This is a genomic window from Pseudokineococcus sp. 1T1Z-3, assembly GCF_037482365.1.
GTDB lineage: Bacteria > Actinomycetota > Actinomycetes > Actinomycetales > Quadrisphaeraceae > Pseudokineococcus.
In genome coordinates this window covers 73,733-88,702 of sequence record NZ_JBBHZF010000018.1, presented here as the reverse complement: position 1 = coordinate 88,702, position 14,970 = coordinate 73,733, and the positions used below count along the sequence as shown (strand labels likewise).

At 77.1% G+C, this 14,970-nt stretch carries 16 protein-coding genes; 11 read left to right on the top strand and 5 right to left on the bottom strand.

Annotation, left to right across the window (positions count from 1 at the left end):
- Positions 1 to 3 precede the first annotated feature (3 nt).
- From WDV86_RS05540 to WDV86_RS05520, 5 genes are all read left to right on the top strand, one after another.
- A complete protein-coding gene (locus tag WDV86_RS05540; protein ID WP_445262957.1) occupies positions 4 to 1,626 on the top strand; it encodes a uroporphyrinogen-III synthase in 1,623 nt (540 codons plus the stop codon).
- 2 nt (positions 1,627 to 1,628) lie between these two features.
- Positions 1,629 to 2,621 (top strand): porphobilinogen synthase, encoded by a 993-nt coding sequence (hemB, locus tag WDV86_RS05535; protein ID WP_445262951.1) that lies wholly within the window; start codon positions 1,629 to 1,631, stop codon positions 2,619 to 2,621.
- A gap of 71 nt (positions 2,622 to 2,692) precedes the next feature.
- A complete protein-coding gene (locus WDV86_RS05530; protein ID WP_339566599.1) occupies positions 2,693 to 3,214 on the top strand; it encodes a MarR family winged helix-turn-helix transcriptional regulator in 522 nt (173 codons plus the stop codon).
- Between the two features lie 182 nt (positions 3,215 to 3,396).
- The gene (hemL, locus tag WDV86_RS05525; protein WP_339566598.1) at positions 3,397 to 4,821 is read left to right on the top strand and encodes a glutamate-1-semialdehyde 2,1-aminomutase; all 1,425 of its coding nucleotides are present in this window, start codon (positions 3,397 to 3,399) and stop codon (positions 4,819 to 4,821) included.
- A gap of 71 nt (positions 4,822 to 4,892) precedes the next feature.
- Positions 4,893 to 5,684, top strand: a complete 792-nt coding sequence (locus WDV86_RS05520; RefSeq protein WP_339566597.1) for an AAA family ATPase — start codon at positions 4,893 to 4,895, stop codon at positions 5,682 to 5,684.
- Positions 5,685 to 5,750: 66 nt separating this feature from the next.
- Here WDV86_RS05520 and WDV86_RS05515 read toward each other — a convergent pair whose 3' ends face one another.
- Positions 5,751 to 6,329, bottom strand: a complete 579-nt coding sequence (locus WDV86_RS05515) for a dienelactone hydrolase family protein (protein WP_339566596.1) — start codon at positions 6,327 to 6,329, stop codon at positions 5,751 to 5,753.
- A gap of 119 nt (positions 6,330 to 6,448) precedes the next feature.
- Between WDV86_RS05515 and WDV86_RS05510 the strand changes: the two genes are divergently transcribed.
- The 5 genes from WDV86_RS05510 to ccsB all read left to right on the top strand — a co-directional run bounded on the left by WDV86_RS05510 (position 6,449) and on the right by ccsB (position 11,376).
- Positions 6,449 to 7,177: a histidine phosphatase family protein gene (locus tag WDV86_RS05510; RefSeq protein WP_339566595.1), complete on the top strand. Its 729-nt coding sequence runs from the start codon at positions 6,449 to 6,451 to the stop codon at positions 7,175 to 7,177.
- 85 nt (positions 7,178 to 7,262) lie between these two features.
- Positions 7,263 to 7,880: a TlpA family protein disulfide reductase gene (locus tag WDV86_RS05505; protein ID WP_339566594.1), complete on the top strand. Its 618-nt coding sequence runs from the start codon at positions 7,263 to 7,265 to the stop codon at positions 7,878 to 7,880.
- On the top strand, positions 7,877 to 8,641 hold the full coding sequence (locus WDV86_RS05500; RefSeq protein ID WP_339566593.1) for a cytochrome c biogenesis CcdA family protein: 765 nt from the start codon (positions 7,877 to 7,879) through the stop codon (positions 8,639 to 8,641). The genes WDV86_RS05505 and WDV86_RS05500 overlap by 4 nt, the downstream gene beginning before the upstream one ends.
- Positions 8,638 to 10,389 carry a cytochrome c biogenesis protein ResB gene (gene resB, locus WDV86_RS05495; protein WP_339566592.1) on the top strand — a complete coding sequence of 584 codons (1,752 nt, stop codon included), beginning with the start codon at positions 8,638 to 8,640 and terminating at the stop codon, positions 10,387 to 10,389. The genes WDV86_RS05500 and resB overlap by 4 nt, the downstream gene beginning before the upstream one ends.
- 3 nt (positions 10,390 to 10,392) lie before the next feature.
- Positions 10,393 to 11,376: a c-type cytochrome biogenesis protein CcsB gene (ccsB, locus tag WDV86_RS05490; RefSeq protein ID WP_339566591.1), complete on the top strand. Its 984-nt coding sequence runs from the start codon at positions 10,393 to 10,395 to the stop codon at positions 11,374 to 11,376.
- 70 nt (positions 11,377 to 11,446) lie between these two features.
- Here ccsB and WDV86_RS05485 read toward each other — a convergent pair whose 3' ends face one another.
- The gene (locus tag WDV86_RS05485; protein ID WP_339566590.1) at positions 11,447 to 11,746 is read right to left on the bottom strand and encodes a PLD nuclease N-terminal domain-containing protein; all 300 of its coding nucleotides are present in this window, start codon (positions 11,744 to 11,746) and stop codon (positions 11,447 to 11,449) included.
- Between the two features lie 164 nt (positions 11,747 to 11,910).
- On the opposite strand from WDV86_RS05485, the gene WDV86_RS05480 reads away from it, so the two are divergent.
- Positions 11,911 to 12,207, top strand: a complete 297-nt coding sequence (locus WDV86_RS05480) for a DUF4229 domain-containing protein (protein ID WP_339566589.1) — start codon at positions 11,911 to 11,913, stop codon at positions 12,205 to 12,207.
- Between the two features lies 1 nt (position 12,208).
- Here WDV86_RS05480 and WDV86_RS05475 read toward each other — a convergent pair whose 3' ends face one another.
- The 3 genes from WDV86_RS05475 to WDV86_RS05465 form a co-directional block, all read right to left on the bottom strand.
- On the bottom strand, positions 12,209 to 12,514 hold the full coding sequence (locus WDV86_RS05475; RefSeq protein ID WP_339566588.1) for a hypothetical protein: 306 nt from the start codon (positions 12,512 to 12,514) through the stop codon (positions 12,209 to 12,211).
- A gap of 97 nt (positions 12,515 to 12,611) precedes the next feature.
- Entirely contained in the window at positions 12,612 to 13,493 is an 882-nt protein-coding gene (locus WDV86_RS05470) for a 1,4-dihydroxy-2-naphthoate polyprenyltransferase (RefSeq protein WP_339566587.1), read from the bottom strand.
- Positions 13,494 to 13,619: 126 nt separating this feature from the next.
- Positions 13,620 to 14,897, bottom strand: coding sequence for an AMP-binding protein (locus WDV86_RS05465; protein WP_339566586.1), 1,278 nt, complete (start codon positions 14,895 to 14,897; stop codon positions 13,620 to 13,622).
- Positions 14,898 to 14,970: the final 73 nt, after the last annotated feature.

The following is a 14,970-nucleotide window of genomic DNA, read 5'->3' as shown; positions in this document are numbered from 1 at the left end:
CCGGTGACGCTCGGCTCGGTCTCCTTCGTCGGAGCCGGGCCGGGTGATCCCGGCCTGCTCACCGTCCGGGCCGCCGACCTGCTCGCCCGCGCCGAGGTCGTCGTCGTCGACGGGCCGGTCGGCGCCGCCCTGGCGCGGCGGGCCGTCCGCGAGGACGTGGAGGTGCTCGACGCCCGCCAGGTGCGGGAGGCCGACGAGGGCGGCGAGGCCGCCACCACCCCCTCGGCGCGTGCCCGGGCCACCACCCGGCTGGTCACCCGCGCGGCCCGCGCCGGCCGGCGCGTCGTCCGCCTGCTGCCCGGGGACGCGGCCACCTTCGAGGGGCTCGCCGAGGAGCTGCTGGCCTGCCACCGGGCGTCGGTGCCCTTCGAGGTCGTGCCCGGCGTCTCGCCGGCCGTCGCCGTGCCCGTGTACGCGGGCGTGCCGGTGACGACGGCCGGGACGGGCCAGGTGCACGTCGTCGACGCCGCCCGCGACCCGCAGGCGGCGGCCGGCCTGTCGGCCGCCAAGGAGACGGTCGTGCTGCTCGGCCTGCGCGAGGAGATCGCCGTCTCGGTGCGGGCCCTGCTGGAGGGCGGGCGCAGCGGCACGGCGGGCGCCACGGTCACCTCCGGCGGCACGACGACCGCGCAGCGCACGGTGACGGCGGCGCTCGCCGAGCTGCCCGGGCTGCTCGAGGGCGCCGACGAGGAGGCCCTGCCGGGGCCGCTCGTCGCCGTCGCGGGGCCCGGGGTGGCGCTGCGCGAGCGGGCGTCCTGGTACGAGAACCGGCCCCTGTTCGGCTGGCGGGTGCTCGTGCCGCGCACGCAGGCCCAGGCGGGCGGCATGAGCGCGCTGCTCGCCGAGGTGGGAGCCGTCGCGGAGGTGGTGCCGACGATCTCGGTCGAGCCGCCGCGCACGCCGCACCAGGTCGACAAGGCCGTCACCGGTCTGGTGACCGGCCGGTACGAGTGGGTCGGCTTCACCTCCGTCAACGCCGTCCGCGCCATCCGCGAGAAGTTCGCCGAGTACGGGCTCGACGCCCGGGCCTTCGCCGGGCTCAAGGTCGCCGCGGTGGGCGGCGTCACGGCGGCGGCGCTGCGCGAGTGGGGCATCGAGCCCGACCTCGTGCCGTCCGGCGAGGAGTCCGCCCGCGGGTTGCTGGAGGACTGGCCGGCCTACGACGACGTCCTCGACCCCATCAACCGGGTCCTGCTGCCGCGCGCGGACATCGCGACGGACACCCTCGTCGCGGGGCTGGCCGGTCTCGGCTGGGAGGTCGACGACGTGACGGCCTACCGCACGGTGCGGGCGGCCCCGCCCGCGGCGCCGGTGCGCGACGCCATCAAGAACGGGGCCTTCGACGCGGTGGTGTTCACGTCCTCCTCGACGGTGCGCAACCTCGTCGGCATCGCGGGCAAGCCGAACCCGAGCACGGTCGTCGCGTGCATCGGCCCGGCGACCGCCGCGACGGCCACGGAGAACGGGCTGCGCGTCGACGTCCTCGCAGCCGAGCCGAACGCCGACGCGCTCGTGGCGGCCCTGGCCGACCACGGCGCGGCGCTGGCCGCCGCGGCGGCCGAGTCGGGCGAGCCGCTGCAGCGACCCAGCGAGCGCCGGGTGCCCGCGCGTCGTCGGGCGCGCTGACCGTGCCGTTCCCGGTGGAGCGGCCCCGGCGGCTGCGCGCGACGCCGGCGCTGCGCCAGCTGGTGCGCGAGCAGCGGCTGGACCCGGCGCAGCTCGTGCTGCCGATGTTCGTCAAGGAGGGGCTCGACGCGCCCCGGGAGGTGACGAGCCTGCCCGGGGTCGTGCAGCACTCGCGGGCCTCGCTCGTCGAGGCCGCGCACGAGGCCGTCGAGGCCGGTGTCGGGGGGCTCATGGTCTTCGGCGTGCCCGCCGAGCGGGACGCGCGGGGCAGCGGCGCCGACGACCCCGAGGGCGTCCTCAACCTCGCGCTGGCCGACCTCCGCGCCGCGGTGGGGAGCTCCACGGTGGTCATGGCCGACCTGTGCCTCGACGAGTTCACCGACCACGGGCACTGCGGCGTCCTCGTGCCGGACGGGCCGCGGGCGGGGTCGGTGGACAACGACGCGACGCTCGCCCGGTACACGTCCATGGCGCTCGCGCAGGCCGAGGCGGGCGCGACCGTGCTGGGGCTCTCGGGGATGATGGACGGCCAGGTCGGCGTCGTCCGCGCCGCCCTGGACGAGGCCGGCCGCGACGACGTCGTGCTGCTGGCCTACGCCGCGAAGTACGCCTCCGCCTTCTACGGCCCCTTCCGCGAGGCCGTGGAGTCGACGCTCGTCGGGGACCGCCGCGCCTACCAGCAGGACCCGGCGAACCGGCGCGAGGCGCTGCGGGAGGTGCGCCTGGACGTCGAGGAGGGTGCCGACGTCGTCATGGTCAAGCCGGCCCTGCCCTACCTGGACGTGCTCTCCGACGTCGCGGCGGCCGTCGACGTGCCGGTCTGGGCCTACCAGGTCTCGGGGGAGCTGGCGATGGTGGAGGCTGCCGCGGCCAACGGGTGGCTGGACCGGGAGCGGACGATCCTCGAGACGCTCACGAGCATCCAGCGTGCCGGGGCCGACGCCGTCCTCACCTACTGGGCGCTCGAGGCCGCCCGGTGGTTGCGGCGCGGCTGACCGGTCGCGGTCCCGGGCGCCAGGTGACGGGCCGCCCACCGCGGCGACGTCCCGCGGCGTAACGTCCGATCATGAGCCAGGGCCCCTCCTCGCCGGCCGCCGCGTCGCCGGCCGCTCCGTCGTCAGCACCGGCGGCCGCAGCGCCGCCGCGGTGGCTCGACGAGCGCGAGCAGGGCGTCTGGCGCAGCTACCTCGAGGGCACGCAACGGCTCTGGGAGCACCTCGACGACGTCCTCGCGGCCCAGGGGGACGTCCCCCTGCACGAGTACGACGTGCTGGTCCACCTGTCCGAGGCGCCCGAGGGGGCGCTGCGGATGTCCGAGCTCGCGCGCCTGCTCGTGCACTCGCGCAGCCGTCTGACGCACGCGGTGGGGCGGATGGAGGCGAGGGGCCTCGTCGAGCGCCGCGCCTGCCCCGACGACGGCCGGGGCGTCCTGTGCGCCGTCACCCCCGAGGGGCTGGCGGCCCTGGACCGCAACGCCCCCGCGCACGTCGCCAGCGTCCGCGCCGCCCTCGTCGACCTCCTGGAGCCCGGCGAGCTGGACGTCCTCGGCGCCGCGATGGAGAAGGTCGCCGCCCACCTCCGGCGCTGACCCCGCCCGGCCGTTCTTCCGCGGTGCGACCTCGTCGTGCCCTGAGGGCCGGCCACCTGGCGCGTCACGGTCGCACCGGCGGGAGGGCGCGGCTCGACGACGGCGGAGAGCGGGGGCGGGTCCGGGGACGGTCGTCGTCACCCGTGGGCCGACGGCGCCGAGCGGGACGGCAGGATGGCGGCATGAGCACGTCGGCCGAGCAGGCACCGCCCCAGACCGACCGCGCGGCGACGCCGTACCCCTTCGAGGCGCCGACGTCGCAGGCGCTCTTCGAGCGGGCCCGCGGCGTGACGCCGGGCGGGGTGAACTCGCCGGTGCGGGCCTTCGGCGCGGTCGGCGGCACCCCGCGCTTCATGACGTCGGCGCGCGGGCCCTACCTCTACGACGCCGACGGGCGCGAGTACGTGGACCTCGTGTGCTCGTGGGGGCCGATGATCCTCGGGCACGCCCGCCCCGAGGTCGTCGAGGCCGTCACCGCGGCTGCGTCGCAGGGCTTCTCGTTCGGCACGCCGACGGAGCGGGAGGTCGAGCTCGCCGAGGAGATCATCGGCCGGGTGGCCCCGGTCGAGCAGGTGCGCCTCGTCAGCTCCGGGACCGAGGCCGTCATGAGCGCCGTCCGCCTGGCCCGCGGGGCCACCGGCCGTGCGCTCGTCGTGAAGTTCGCTGGGCACTACCACGGCCACGTCGACGCCCTGCTGGCCGCGGCAGGCTCAGGACTCGCGACCTTCGCGCTGCCCGACACCCCCGGAGTCACGGGCGCGACGACGGCGGACACGGTCGTCGTCCCGTGGAACGACCCCGAGGCGCTGGAGGCCGTCTTCGCCGAGCACGGTGACCGGGTGGCGGCGCTCGTCACGGAGGCGGCCGCCGGCAACATGGGCGTCGTCCCGCCGCGGCCCGGCTTCACGGCGCTCATGCGCCGCCTCACCCGCGAGCACGGCGCGCTGCTCGTCAGCGACGAGGTCATGACCGGGTTCCGCGTCTCGGTCGCCGGCTGGTACGGGCTGGAGGGCCCCCAGGGCGCGGAGCCGGGCGCGGACGACGGCGACGTGCACGCGAGCGCCCCCGACCTCATGACCTTCGGCAAGGTCATGGGCGGCGGCCTGCCGGCGGCGGCCTTCGGCGGGCGCGCCGACGTCATGGCCCAGCTGGCCCCGGCCGGCCCGGTGTACCAGGCGGGGACGCTGTCGGGGAACCCGTTGGCGACGGCGGCCGGGCTCACCACGCTGCGCCTGTGCACGCCCGAGGTGTACGCCCACCTCGACGCCACGGCCGAGCGGCTGTCGTCGGCGGCGTCGGCGGCGCTCGCCGACGCCGGTGTCCCGCACACGGTCTCGGCGGCCGGCAACATGTTCACGGTCTTCTTCGGCCCCGACCCGGTGCGCGACTACGCCGGCGCCCGCAGCCAGGACCTCGGCGCCTACGCGGCCTTCTTCCAGTCGATGCTCGCCTCGGGCGTCCACCTGCCGCCGAGCGCCTTCGAGGCCTGGTTCCTGTCGGCCTCGCACGACGAGGAGGCGGTCGGCCGGGTCCTCGACGCGCTCCCCGCCGCGGCCCAGGCCGCCGCCCGCGCCCAGACCAGCACGGCCGGCCAGACCGGCACCTGAGCCCGGCTCCGCCCCTCCGGCACCCGACATCGGGGTGCGGCGTCGTCGGGGCGCAGGTGTGTACTGACGCGGTGGCACGACGTCGGCGGAGCGGGGGTGACGTCGACGTGCTGCCGGGCTTCCGGCTCCCGGTCCGGCGCGTCCAGGAGCGGGTGACCCACCCCATCTCCCGAGACCACTGGCCGGCGACCCTCGCGCCCGTCCGGCAGCTGCTCGACGACGGCCTCGACCTCGGGCCCGCGACCGTCCTCGTCGGGGAGAACGGCTCGGGCAAGTCCACGCTCGTCGAGGCGGTCGCCGGCGCCTTCGGCCTCTCCGTCGAGGGCGGGAGCGCGAACACCGCGCACTGGGCCGACGACGAGGACGCGGGCGGGCCGGGCGGACGGCTGCGCGACGTCTCCCCGCTCCAGCGCCACCTGCAGCTCGTCCGCGGCGCCGGCGCCTCCCGGTGGGGGTACTTCCTGCGCGCCGAGACGATGCACGCGACCTTCGCCGCGCTGCTCGAACGGGTGCAGGGCAGCCCCGACCGCCTCGCGATGTCGCACGGCGAGTCCTACCTCGCCCTCCTGGAGGACCATTTCGACGGCTCGGGGCTCTACCTCCTCGACGAGCCCGAGTCGGCGCTGTCCTTCGAGAGCCAGCTCGCCCTCGTCGGCGTCCTCGCCGCGCAGGTGGCGTCCGGGCGGGCGCAGGTCGTCGTCGCCACGCACTCCCCGCTCGTCGCCGCGCTCCCGGGAGCCCGGGTGATGGAGGTCTCCGAGCGGGGGCTGCACGAGGTCGCCTGGGAGGACCTCGACGTCGTCGCGCACTGGCGCTCGTTCCTCGGCGCCCCCGAGCGCTACCTGCGTCACATCCGGCCCTGACCGCTGTCCGCCCCTGACCGCTGTCCGCCCTGACCGCTGTCCGCCCTGACCGGCTGGCGCGGCCCCTCAGACCCGCGCCAGCAGCTCGCGCGCCCGGCCGACGACGGTCGCCGTGGCGGCCGGGTCCGAGGAGGGCAGCGAGCTGTCGAGGAACAGGTGCGCGCCGCCGGGGTAGGTGAAGACCTCGCCGTCCTGCGCCTGCGCGACGAGCGCCCGCGCGGCGTCGACGTCGCCCTCGTGCGCGAAGTACTCGTCCGCGTCCATGCCGTGCACCTGCACCGGCAGGGCTACCGGCCACGGGCCGAACCCGTCGTCGCCGACGGGCAGGCACGCCTCGAGGAGCAGCGCCCCCGCCGCCGCCGGCCGGGTCTGCGCGAGCCGCTGGGCGAAGAAGACGCCCCACGAGATGCCCGCGAAGACCACCGGCCCGGCCAGCCCGTCGGCGACGTCGTCGGCCTGCCGCGCCAGCGCGTCGCGGTCGAGGGTCTGCAGGTGCGCGAAGCCCTCCTCCACCGAGCCGAAGGTGCGCCCGTCGTAGAGGTCGGGGGTGTGGACCGTGTGCTCCTCGCCCGCCAGCGCTGCGGCGAGCTCGCGGACGCCCGGCGTCCGGCCCAGCACGTGGTGGAAGAGGACGACGACGGCCATGGCGGTGCTCCTCGTGACGCAGGCGGGCAGCAGGTCTTTGACGCTAGCGCTCGTCGAACACGTGGACCAGGCCGACCGAGGGTGGCAGTGCCGTCCTGGCTCTCCGGCAGGATGCCGCCATGGCCCCGCCGGCGACCGACGACGCGCACCCCCCTGCGACCTCGGGCCGACCCGCCCGGCGCCCGGCCCCGCTGCCCGACCCGACGGCACGCACGGTCGTGCACCTGCTCCGCCACGGCGAGGTGCACAACCCCGAGGGCCTGCTCTACGGCCGGCTGCCCGGCTACGGCCTGTCCGAGCGCGGGCGGGCCATGGCCGACCGACTCGCCGAGCACCTCGTGGCCGCCGGCCACGACATCGCCCTCGTCGTCGCGTCGCCGCTGCAGCGGGCGCAGGAGACGGCGCGCCCCGCGGCCGCGGCGCTCGGCCTGGAGGTGGGCACCGACGAGCGGCTGGTCGAGGCGGGCAACCAGTTCGAGGGCCTCACGGTCGGCGTGGGGGACGGCGCCCTCTCCCGCCCGCAGCACTGGTGGAAGCTGCGCAACCCGCTGCGCCCGTCGTGGGGGGAGCCCTACGTCGAGATGGCCACGCGGATGCACGCCGCCGCCGACGAGGCGCGGGTGCGCGCCGAGGGCCGGCACGCCCTGCTCGTCAGCCACCAGCTGCCCATCTGGATGGCCCGCAGCGCCGCCGAGGGCCGCCGCTACGCCCACGACCCGCGCCGGCGCGAGTGCTCCCTGGCCAGCCTGACGTCGCTGCACTACGTCGGGCACCGCCTGGAGGGCGTCACCTACCGCGAGCCCGCCGCCGACCTCCTGCCCGGGGCGAAGGCCGTCGCCGGCGCCTGACCCGGCGGGCGGCCGGGCACCGCGCCACCTGGGACGACGCCGGCTCCCAGCGGGCTGCCAGGGAGCGTGTGGAACCCTGGAGGTCATGCGACGAGCCGAGCGAGGGGGCCAGGACGGCGGGCTCGTCCGACCGCGCCCCCACCTCGTCGGGACCGTCGTCGCGCTGGTCGCCCTCCTGGTCGCCGGCTGCTCGACGAGCGACGGCCAGCAGGTCGTCGGCCAGGGCTACGTCTCCGGCGACGGCAGCCTCGTGCAGCTCGCGCCAGAGGACCGCGGCGACCCCGTCGAGCTCGTGGGGACGACGCTGGACGGCGAGCAGGTCGACGTCACCGACTGGCGCGGTGCGCCCGTCGTCCTCAACACCTGGTACGCCGCCTGCGGCCCCTGCCGGGTCGAGGCGCCGACGCTCGTCGAGGTCGCCACCGAGACCGCAGCCGACGGCGTCCACTTCCTCGGCCTCAACACGAGCGACGGCGCCGCCCAGGGCCTCGCCTTCGAGGAGGAGTTCGGCGTCCCCTACCCCTCGCTGGAGGACCGCGACGGCGAGGGCGTCCTGGCCCTGCGCGGCCAGCTGCCGCCGGCCGCCACGCCGACCACGCTGGTGCTCGACCCGCAGGGGCGCGTCGCCGCCCGCTTCAGCGGGGCCATCACCGAGCCCTCGATCCTGCGGTCCGTCATCGACGACGCCGCGGAGGGTGCGTGAGCCCTGTGCTGCTCGCCGCGCCGGACGCCTTCGGCGCCGCCGCCTTCTCCGGGCCGATGCTGCTGGCCCTTCCCGTCGCGGCGCTCGCCGGCCTGGTGTCCTTCGCCTCGCCGTGCGTGCTGCCGCTCGTGCCCGGCTACCTCGGCTACGTCACCGGGATGACGGGTGTCGACCTCGAGCGCCAGCGGCAGGGCCGCGTGCTGCTCGGCGCCCTGCTCTTCGTCCTCGGCTTCAGCGCCGTCTTCGTCGTCGTCGGCTTCACCGCCGGCGCTCTCGGGGCCCTGCTGCAGCAGTGGGGCGACGAGGTCGCGCGCGTGCTGGGCGCCGTCGTGGTCCTGCTCGGGCTCTCCTTCGCCGGGGTGCTGCCGCGGCTGCGGCGGGAGGTGGCGCTCCGCCGGCGCCCCCGCCCAGGGCTGGCCGGGGCGCCGCTGCTCGGCGTCGTCTTCGGCCTCGGGTGGACGCCGTGCATGGGGCCGACGCTCGCGGCGATCACGAGCCTCGCCTTCGTCACCGGCTCGGGCCCCCGCAGCGTCGTCCTCGCCGTCGCCTACTGCGTCGGCCTCGGCGTGCCCTTCCTGCTCGTGGCGCTCGCCGCCAGCCGCGGCGCGCGCGGCGTCGAGGTGCTGCGACGGCACCGCCTCGCCCTGGAGCGCGCCGGCGGGGCGGTGCTCGTCGTCGTCGGGCTGCTCCTGCTGACCGGCGTGTGGACGCAGTGGACGAGCGCCGTCGGTGCCCGCTTCTCCGAGTGGGCCCTGCTGTGAGCGCCCCGTCCGGGGAGGCGACGCGCCAGCCCCGCCTCGGCGCGCTCGGCACGGCGCGCTTCGTGTGGCGCCAGCTGACGAGCATGCGCGTGGCGCTCCTGCTGCTCCTGCTGCTCGCGGTCGCGGCCGTGCCCGGCTCGATCTTCCCCCAGCGCGACCAGGACCTGGCCGGCGTCGCCACCTACGTCGAGGAGAACCCCGCCCTCGCGCCGTGGCTGGACCGGCTGAGCCTCTTCGACGTCTTCAGCTCGCCGTGGTTCTCCGCGATCTACCTGCTGCTCTTCATCTCCCTCGTCGGCTGCGTCCTGCCGCGCAGCAAGCAGCAGTGGACGGCCTGGCGCAGCGCGCCGCCGCGCACGCCCGCGAGGCTGGAGCGGCTGCCCGAGCACCGCACCGTCCTGGCGGAGGGGTCCCGTGAGCAGGTGCTGGTGCGGTCCGCCGAGACGCTGCGCCGCAGCCGCTACCGCGTGCAGGTGCGCCCCGACGACGGTTCCGGGTCGGTCGCCGCGGAGCGAGGCCACCTGCGGGAGACCGGCAACCTCGTGTTCCACCTCTCCCTCGTCGGGCTGCTGCTGGCGCTCGCGGCCTCGAGCCTGCTGAGCTACCGCGCCGAGGTGGTCGTGCCGGTCGGGCAGGGCTTCACGAACACCGTCGCGCGCTACGACACGTACAACCCCGGCGTCTGGGTGCAGCCTGACGACCTGCCGCCCTTCGCCGTCCAGCTGCAGGACCTGTCGGTGGAGTTCGAGGAGGAGGTCGGCGGCCAGCTCGGAGCACCGCGCGACTTCCAGGCCGACGTCCTCGTCCAGCGCCCGGGCGCCGAGGTCGAGCCCGACCAGATCCGCGTCAACGAGCCGCTGCACACCGGCGGCGCGGAGGTCTACCTGGCGGGCAACGGGTACGCGCCCGTCATCAGCGTGACCGACGCCGAGGGCCGGCTCGTCTACTCCGAGCCGACGCCCTTCCTGGCCCAGGACGACGCGTACAGCTCCACGGGCGTCGTCAAGGTCGTCGGCTCCCGGCCCGAGCAGATGGGCTTCACCGGCGCGTTCCTGCCCACGGCCGACTTCGACGACGTGCTCGGGCCCCGATCGGTCTTCCCCGACGCGCGCGACCCGCTGCTCCTGCTCACCGGCTACGAGGGCGACCTCGGCCCCGTCAACGACGGGCGCCCGGTCAACGTCTACGAGCTCGACACCCGACTCATGGAGCAGATGACGACGGAGGACGGCGCGCCCTGGTCGGTGGCGCTGCGCCCCGGCGACGACGCCGTCGAGCTGCCCGGGGGCCGCGGCACCCTGCGCTTCGGGTACCCGCCCGACGTCGTCGCCGCGGCGCAGGCGGCGGGGGAGCCGGCGTCGGCCGTCGACCCGCTGCCGCGCTTCGCCGGCTTCACCGTCCGGCACGACCCGGGGCGCATCCCGGCGCTGGTCTTCTCGGTGCTCGCGATGGCCGGGCTCGTCGCCTCGTTGTTCACCCCTCGCCGTCGGGCCTTCGTGCGGGTCGGCCGCGAGCCCGAGCCCGACGGGCGCTGGCGCCTCGACGTCGCCGCGCTGGCCCGGGGAGAGGACGCCGGGCTGGCGGAGGAGGTGGACGCGCTCGCCCGTAGGCTGGGAGCACCGCTGGCCGAGCCCCCGCCGGAGGCGCCCGCGGCACGGTCGCCCGAGGCGGCCGCGGCCGCCTCCCCGGCACCCGGCGGAGCGGGCGCCACCAGCACCACGAAGACCGCGGACCGGACCGGGAGCTGACACATGGGCGAGTCACTGGCCTCGACGAGCAACCTGCTCGTGTACTCGGCGATGACGGTCTACGTCGTCGCCTTCGTGGCCTTCTCCCTCGACCTGTCGGGGCGCGGGCGTGCCGCCGCAGCCGCGCCGTCCCGCGCGGGCGCGCTCGTCGGTGCGGGGGGCGCGCCTGCGCCGAGCACCGGCACGACCGGGGCACCCGCCGCCGGCGAGCCCGCGCACGAGCGGCGCGCCGCGGCGGCCATCGGGGTCACGACGACGTGGCTCGCGCTGCTGCTGCACACGGGCGCCGTCCTCACCCGCGGCCTCTCGGCCGGCCGGGTGCCGTGGGGCAACATGTACGAGTTCACGCTCACGGGCTCCGCCGTCGTCACCGCCGTCTTCGTGCTCGTGCTCCTGCGGCGCGACCTGCGGTACCTCGGCGCCTTCGTCGTCGGGCCCGTGCTGCTCTCGCTCGGCGTCGCCCTCGCCGTGCTCTACACCGAGGCCGCCGAGCTGGTGCCGGCGCTGCAGAGCTACTGGCTCGTCATCCACGTCTCGGTGGCGACGGTCAGCTCGGCGCTCTTCGTCATCGCCTTCTCCGCCAACGTCCTCCAGCTGGTGCAGGACCGTCGGGAGCGCCTGGCGCTCGCCGGGACGCCCCCCCGCCGCGGGCAGTTCATGGACAAGCTGCCCGGCTCGGTCGAGCTGGAGCGGGCGGCCTACCGCCTCATCGCGCTGTCCTTCCCGCTGTGGTCCTTCACCCTCGTCGCCGGGGCCATCTGGGCCGAGCGGGCGTGGGGCCGCTACTGGGGCTGGGACCCCAAGGAGGTGTGGACCTTCGTCATCTGGGTCGTCTACGCCGCCTACCTGCACGCCCGCGCGACCCGCGGCTGGGACGGGCGCCGGGCGGCCTACGTCGCGATCGCCGGCTTCGTCTGCCTGCTCGTCAACTTCGGCGTCGTCAACGTCTTCTTCCCGGGCAACCACTCCTACGCCGGGATCGGCTGACCTCGGGGACGACGAAGGGCCCCTCCCGCCCGGGAGGGGCCCTTCGTCGTCGGTGCGAGGACGGGGCGGCTCAGGCCCTCGTGTCGTCGTCCTTGCGCGAGTCGATGTCGCGCAGGAAGCCTGGGTCGTCGTCCGGGCCGACGGGGCCGCGCGGCCCCCGACCCCCGCCGCCCCCACCACCGCCGCCGCCGGCCCGCTGGCGGCCGACGGTGATCCACAGCACCGGGCCGAGGATCGGCAGGAAGATGGAGACGAGGACCCACCCGGTCCGCGGCAGCACGGTGATCTCGTCGTCCCGGCTGCGCAGCACGTCGAGCACCGCGTAGACGGCCAGGCCGATGGTCAGCAGGACGAGCGCCGGGCGCAACATCTCTCGATGGTACGGACGGCAGGCCCGCTCAGCACTGCCGGGCGCATCCACCACCCGCGCGGGTCCGGGCTCGCCTCACGCTGCCGCCGCCCGGTCCGTCCCGCCGGTGGTCCGCGGCCACCCCTGTCGACGAGACAGGCGTGGCGGCGGCCTACCCTGGCCGCGTGGCCGTCGTCCTGCGCTACTCGCTCCTGCGGCTGACCCTGCTCGTCGCCGTCGCCGTCGTCATGTACGCCGTCGGGGCGCGGGGGCTGGTGTGGCTGCTGCTGACCGCCGTCGTGTCGATCGGCCTGTCCTACGTGGTGCTGCGGGGACCGCGGGAGCAGATGGCGCAGGCGCTCGTCCAGCGGCAGCAGCAGCGCGCCGCGGGGGGGCGGCGCAGCCGCCTCGACGAGGACGCCGCCGCCGAGGACGCCGCGGCCGACGCCCAACGGCGCCGGGGCGGCGGCGCTCCGCGCTGACTCAGCGGCCTGCGGCGGCCAGCACCCGGTCGAGGAAACCAGGGCGCTCGCGGTCGAGGTCGACCAGCGACACCTGACCGGCCAGCAGGCCCCCGCCGGCACCCGCGTCCTCGGCGAGGACGTCGGCGGTGGCGCGGGCCAGGAACGGCGCGTCGACCGTCCGCAGCCCCAGCCGCTCGAGCAGCTCGTCGGGCACCAGCAGCCGCGTCCGGTGCCCACCGTCCTCCGAGAGCGCCTCGGCCGGGCCGTCGTCGTCCAGCACGACGAGGTAGGCCTCGGCGCCGTCGGCCCGCACGTCCGCGTCCATGCCGCGATGGTCGCAGCCCCAGGTGATCTCGGCATGCTGGGCGCGTGGGCACGCTGCGCCGCGCCCGAGGTGCGGGGCGCTCGCGCCGACGGGCCGGTCAGGAGGACAGCGCGAGCCCGAGCGCCAGCAGCGCGGCGTGCACGAGCTCCAGCCGCCCGCTGGCGCCGAGCACCGGCACGAGCGCGCGACCCTGCGCGCCGCCGAGCACCGTCCGGGCCGGGGGGAGCGCGAGCGCGAGCGCCGCCAGGGCGAGCAACGGCCACGCCGAGCCGACGACGGCGGCCGCGAGCGCGGACAGCAGCGGCGGCGCCAGGACGAGGACGACGAAGAGCCGCCGCGTCCGCGCCGTCCCGAGCCGGACGGCAAGCGTCCGCTTGCCCGCGGCGGCGTCGGTCGGCACGTCGCGCAGGTTGTTGGCGACGAGGATCGCGCAGGCATGGAGCCCGACCCCGACGGCCGCCAGCAGGGCGACGGCGTCGACCCGTCCGGCCTGCACGTAGGTCGTCCCGAGCACGGCGACGAGCCCGAAGAAGACGAAGACGAACACCTCGCCGAGCCCGAGGTAGCCGTAGGGCCGTCGTCCGCCGGTGTACGTCCAGGCGGCGACGACGCTCGCCGCGCCGACCAGCAGCAGCCACCAGGCGCCGCTGAGGGCGACGAGCACCACGCCCGTGACGCCCGCGACGCCGAGGGCCGCGAAGGCCGCGCGCCTGACCGCCCCGGGCTCCGCGGCGCCCGAGCCGACGAGCCGCAGCGGCCCGACCCGGTCGGCGTCGGTGCCGCGCACGCCGTCGGAGTAGTCGTTGGCGTAGTTGACACCCACCTGCAGCGCGAGCGCGACGAGCAGCGCGAGCACCGCCCGTCCCAGGTGCGCACCACCCAGGGCCGCGGCGGCACCCGTGCCGGCGAGGACGGGGGCGACGGCGGCCGGCAGGGTCCGGGGCCGGGCACCCTGCACCCACTGCGCCGCGCTCGCCACGACCGGCGAACCTACCCGCCCCGCCCCCTTCCCCCGACGTGCGACCTCGTCGCGCCGCCCCCGCCCGCCCCTGCCCGCGATGCGACCTCGTCGCGGGGAAGGACCCTCCGCGCCGGCGCGTCACGGTCACACGTCGGGGGAGGAGCAGGGGGCTGCAGGCAGGCGGCGGGCGGCGAGGGCGGCGGCGGCGCGGCGGTCGGGCTTGCCGAGCGCGCGGGCCGGCAGGGCGTCGACGACGACGAGGTGCTGCGGCGCGGAGGCCCGGCCCAGCGCCCCCCGGGCGGCGGACCGCAGCGCCTCCAACGACGGCGCGCCCGAGGCGGCCGGGACGACGAGCGCCGTCACCGCCTGCCCCCAGCGCTCGTCCGGCACCCCGACGACGAGCACCTCGCCGACCCCGTCGACCGCCGCGAGGACCGCCTCGACCGCCGCGGGGGCGACCTTCTCCCCGCCCGTCACGACGACGTCGTCCAGCCGCCCGAGGACCCGCAGCCTCCGCCCGCCCGGCGCCGAGGTGTCGTCCTCCCAGCGCCCCGCGTCGTCGGTGCGCACCCACGCGACGCCGTCGTCGTCGACCTGCGGCCCCGGGCCGCCCGCCAGCCCGAGCGCGACGACGGGGCCGCCCAGGAGCACCCGGTCGCCGTCGAGCCGCACGCCCACCCCGGGCAGCGGCACGCCGTCGTAGACGCAGCCGCCGCAGGTCTCGGTGGCTCCGTAGGTGGTGACGACGCGCACACCGGCCTCGCGCGCCCGCCGCAGCAGGCTCGGCGACGCTGCGGCGCCGCCGAGCAGGACGGCGTCGAGCCGCGCCAGCGCACCTCGCGCGTCCTCGTCGTCGAGCGCGCGCGCCAGCTGGGTCGGCACGAGCGCCGTCCGCGCCGGCCCGTCCCCGGCCCGCTCGAGCAGGCGAGCGAGCCCCGCGGCCAGCGCGGACGCCGCGAAGGGACGCCCCGGGGGCAGGGCCGTCACCGGCGTCCCCGCGACGACGCCGCGCGCCAGCACGTTCCACCCCGCGACGTGGCCCAGCGGGAGCGCCAGCAGCCAGTGCGCGCGGCCGCCGAGGTGCTCGTCGCTGCCCCGGGCGCTCGCGAGCAGCGCGGCCGCGCCCACCTCGACGAGGCGCGGGTCGCCCGTGCTGCCGGAGGTCGGCAGCAGCAGCGCCGCCGGGCGTGTCGAGGTCTGCGCCGCGACCCGCAGCCGCTCGTCGTCCGGGCCGCCGGGCAGCGGCAGGAGCGCACCGACGCCGCTGCGCTCCAGCCGTCCCCGCAGGAGGTGCTGCAGCCCGGCGGCCCAGCCGTCCGGGTCCTCCGCGGCCTGCGGCGGGGCGACGGCGTCGACGCCCACCGGCTCCGCCGCGCCCGTGCCCGGGCCCGCGCTGGGGGCGCCTGCCGCGGAACCGTGCACGTCCGCAGGCTACGAGTCGCCCGTGGCGCCGGCGGGGCGTCGGCGCGTACGCTCGTGGTGACGGGCTCGGCAG

Bases quoted from the DNA above. Each gene is read 5' to 3' on its own strand.
- WDV86_RS05510 (WP_339566595.1), top strand. From the start codon at position 6,449: ATGGCCCCGCCGGCGACCGACGACGCGCACCCCCCTGCGACCTCGGGC.
- WDV86_RS05485 (WP_339566590.1), bottom strand. From the start codon at position 11,746: ATGTTGCGCCCGGCGCTCGTCCTGCTGACCATCGGCCTGGCCGTCTAC.
- WDV86_RS05530 (WP_339566599.1), top strand. From the start codon at position 2,693: ATGAGCCAGGGCCCCTCCTCGCCGGCCGCCGCGTCGCCGGCCGCTCCG.
- WDV86_RS05505 (WP_339566594.1), top strand. From the start codon at position 7,263: ATGCGACGAGCCGAGCGAGGGGGCCAGGACGGCGGGCTCGTCCGACCG.
- ccsB (WP_339566591.1), top strand. From the start codon at position 10,393: ATGGGCGAGTCACTGGCCTCGACGAGCAACCTGCTCGTGTACTCGGCG.
- WDV86_RS05515 (WP_339566596.1), bottom strand. From the start codon at position 6,329: ATGGCCGTCGTCGTCCTCTTCCACCACGTGCTGGGCCGGACGCCGGGC.
- WDV86_RS05475 (WP_339566588.1), bottom strand. From the start codon at position 12,514: ATGGACGCGGACGTGCGGGCCGACGGCGCCGAGGCCTACCTCGTCGTG.
- hemL (WP_339566598.1), top strand. From the start codon at position 3,397: ATGAGCACGTCGGCCGAGCAGGCACCGCCCCAGACCGACCGCGCGGCG.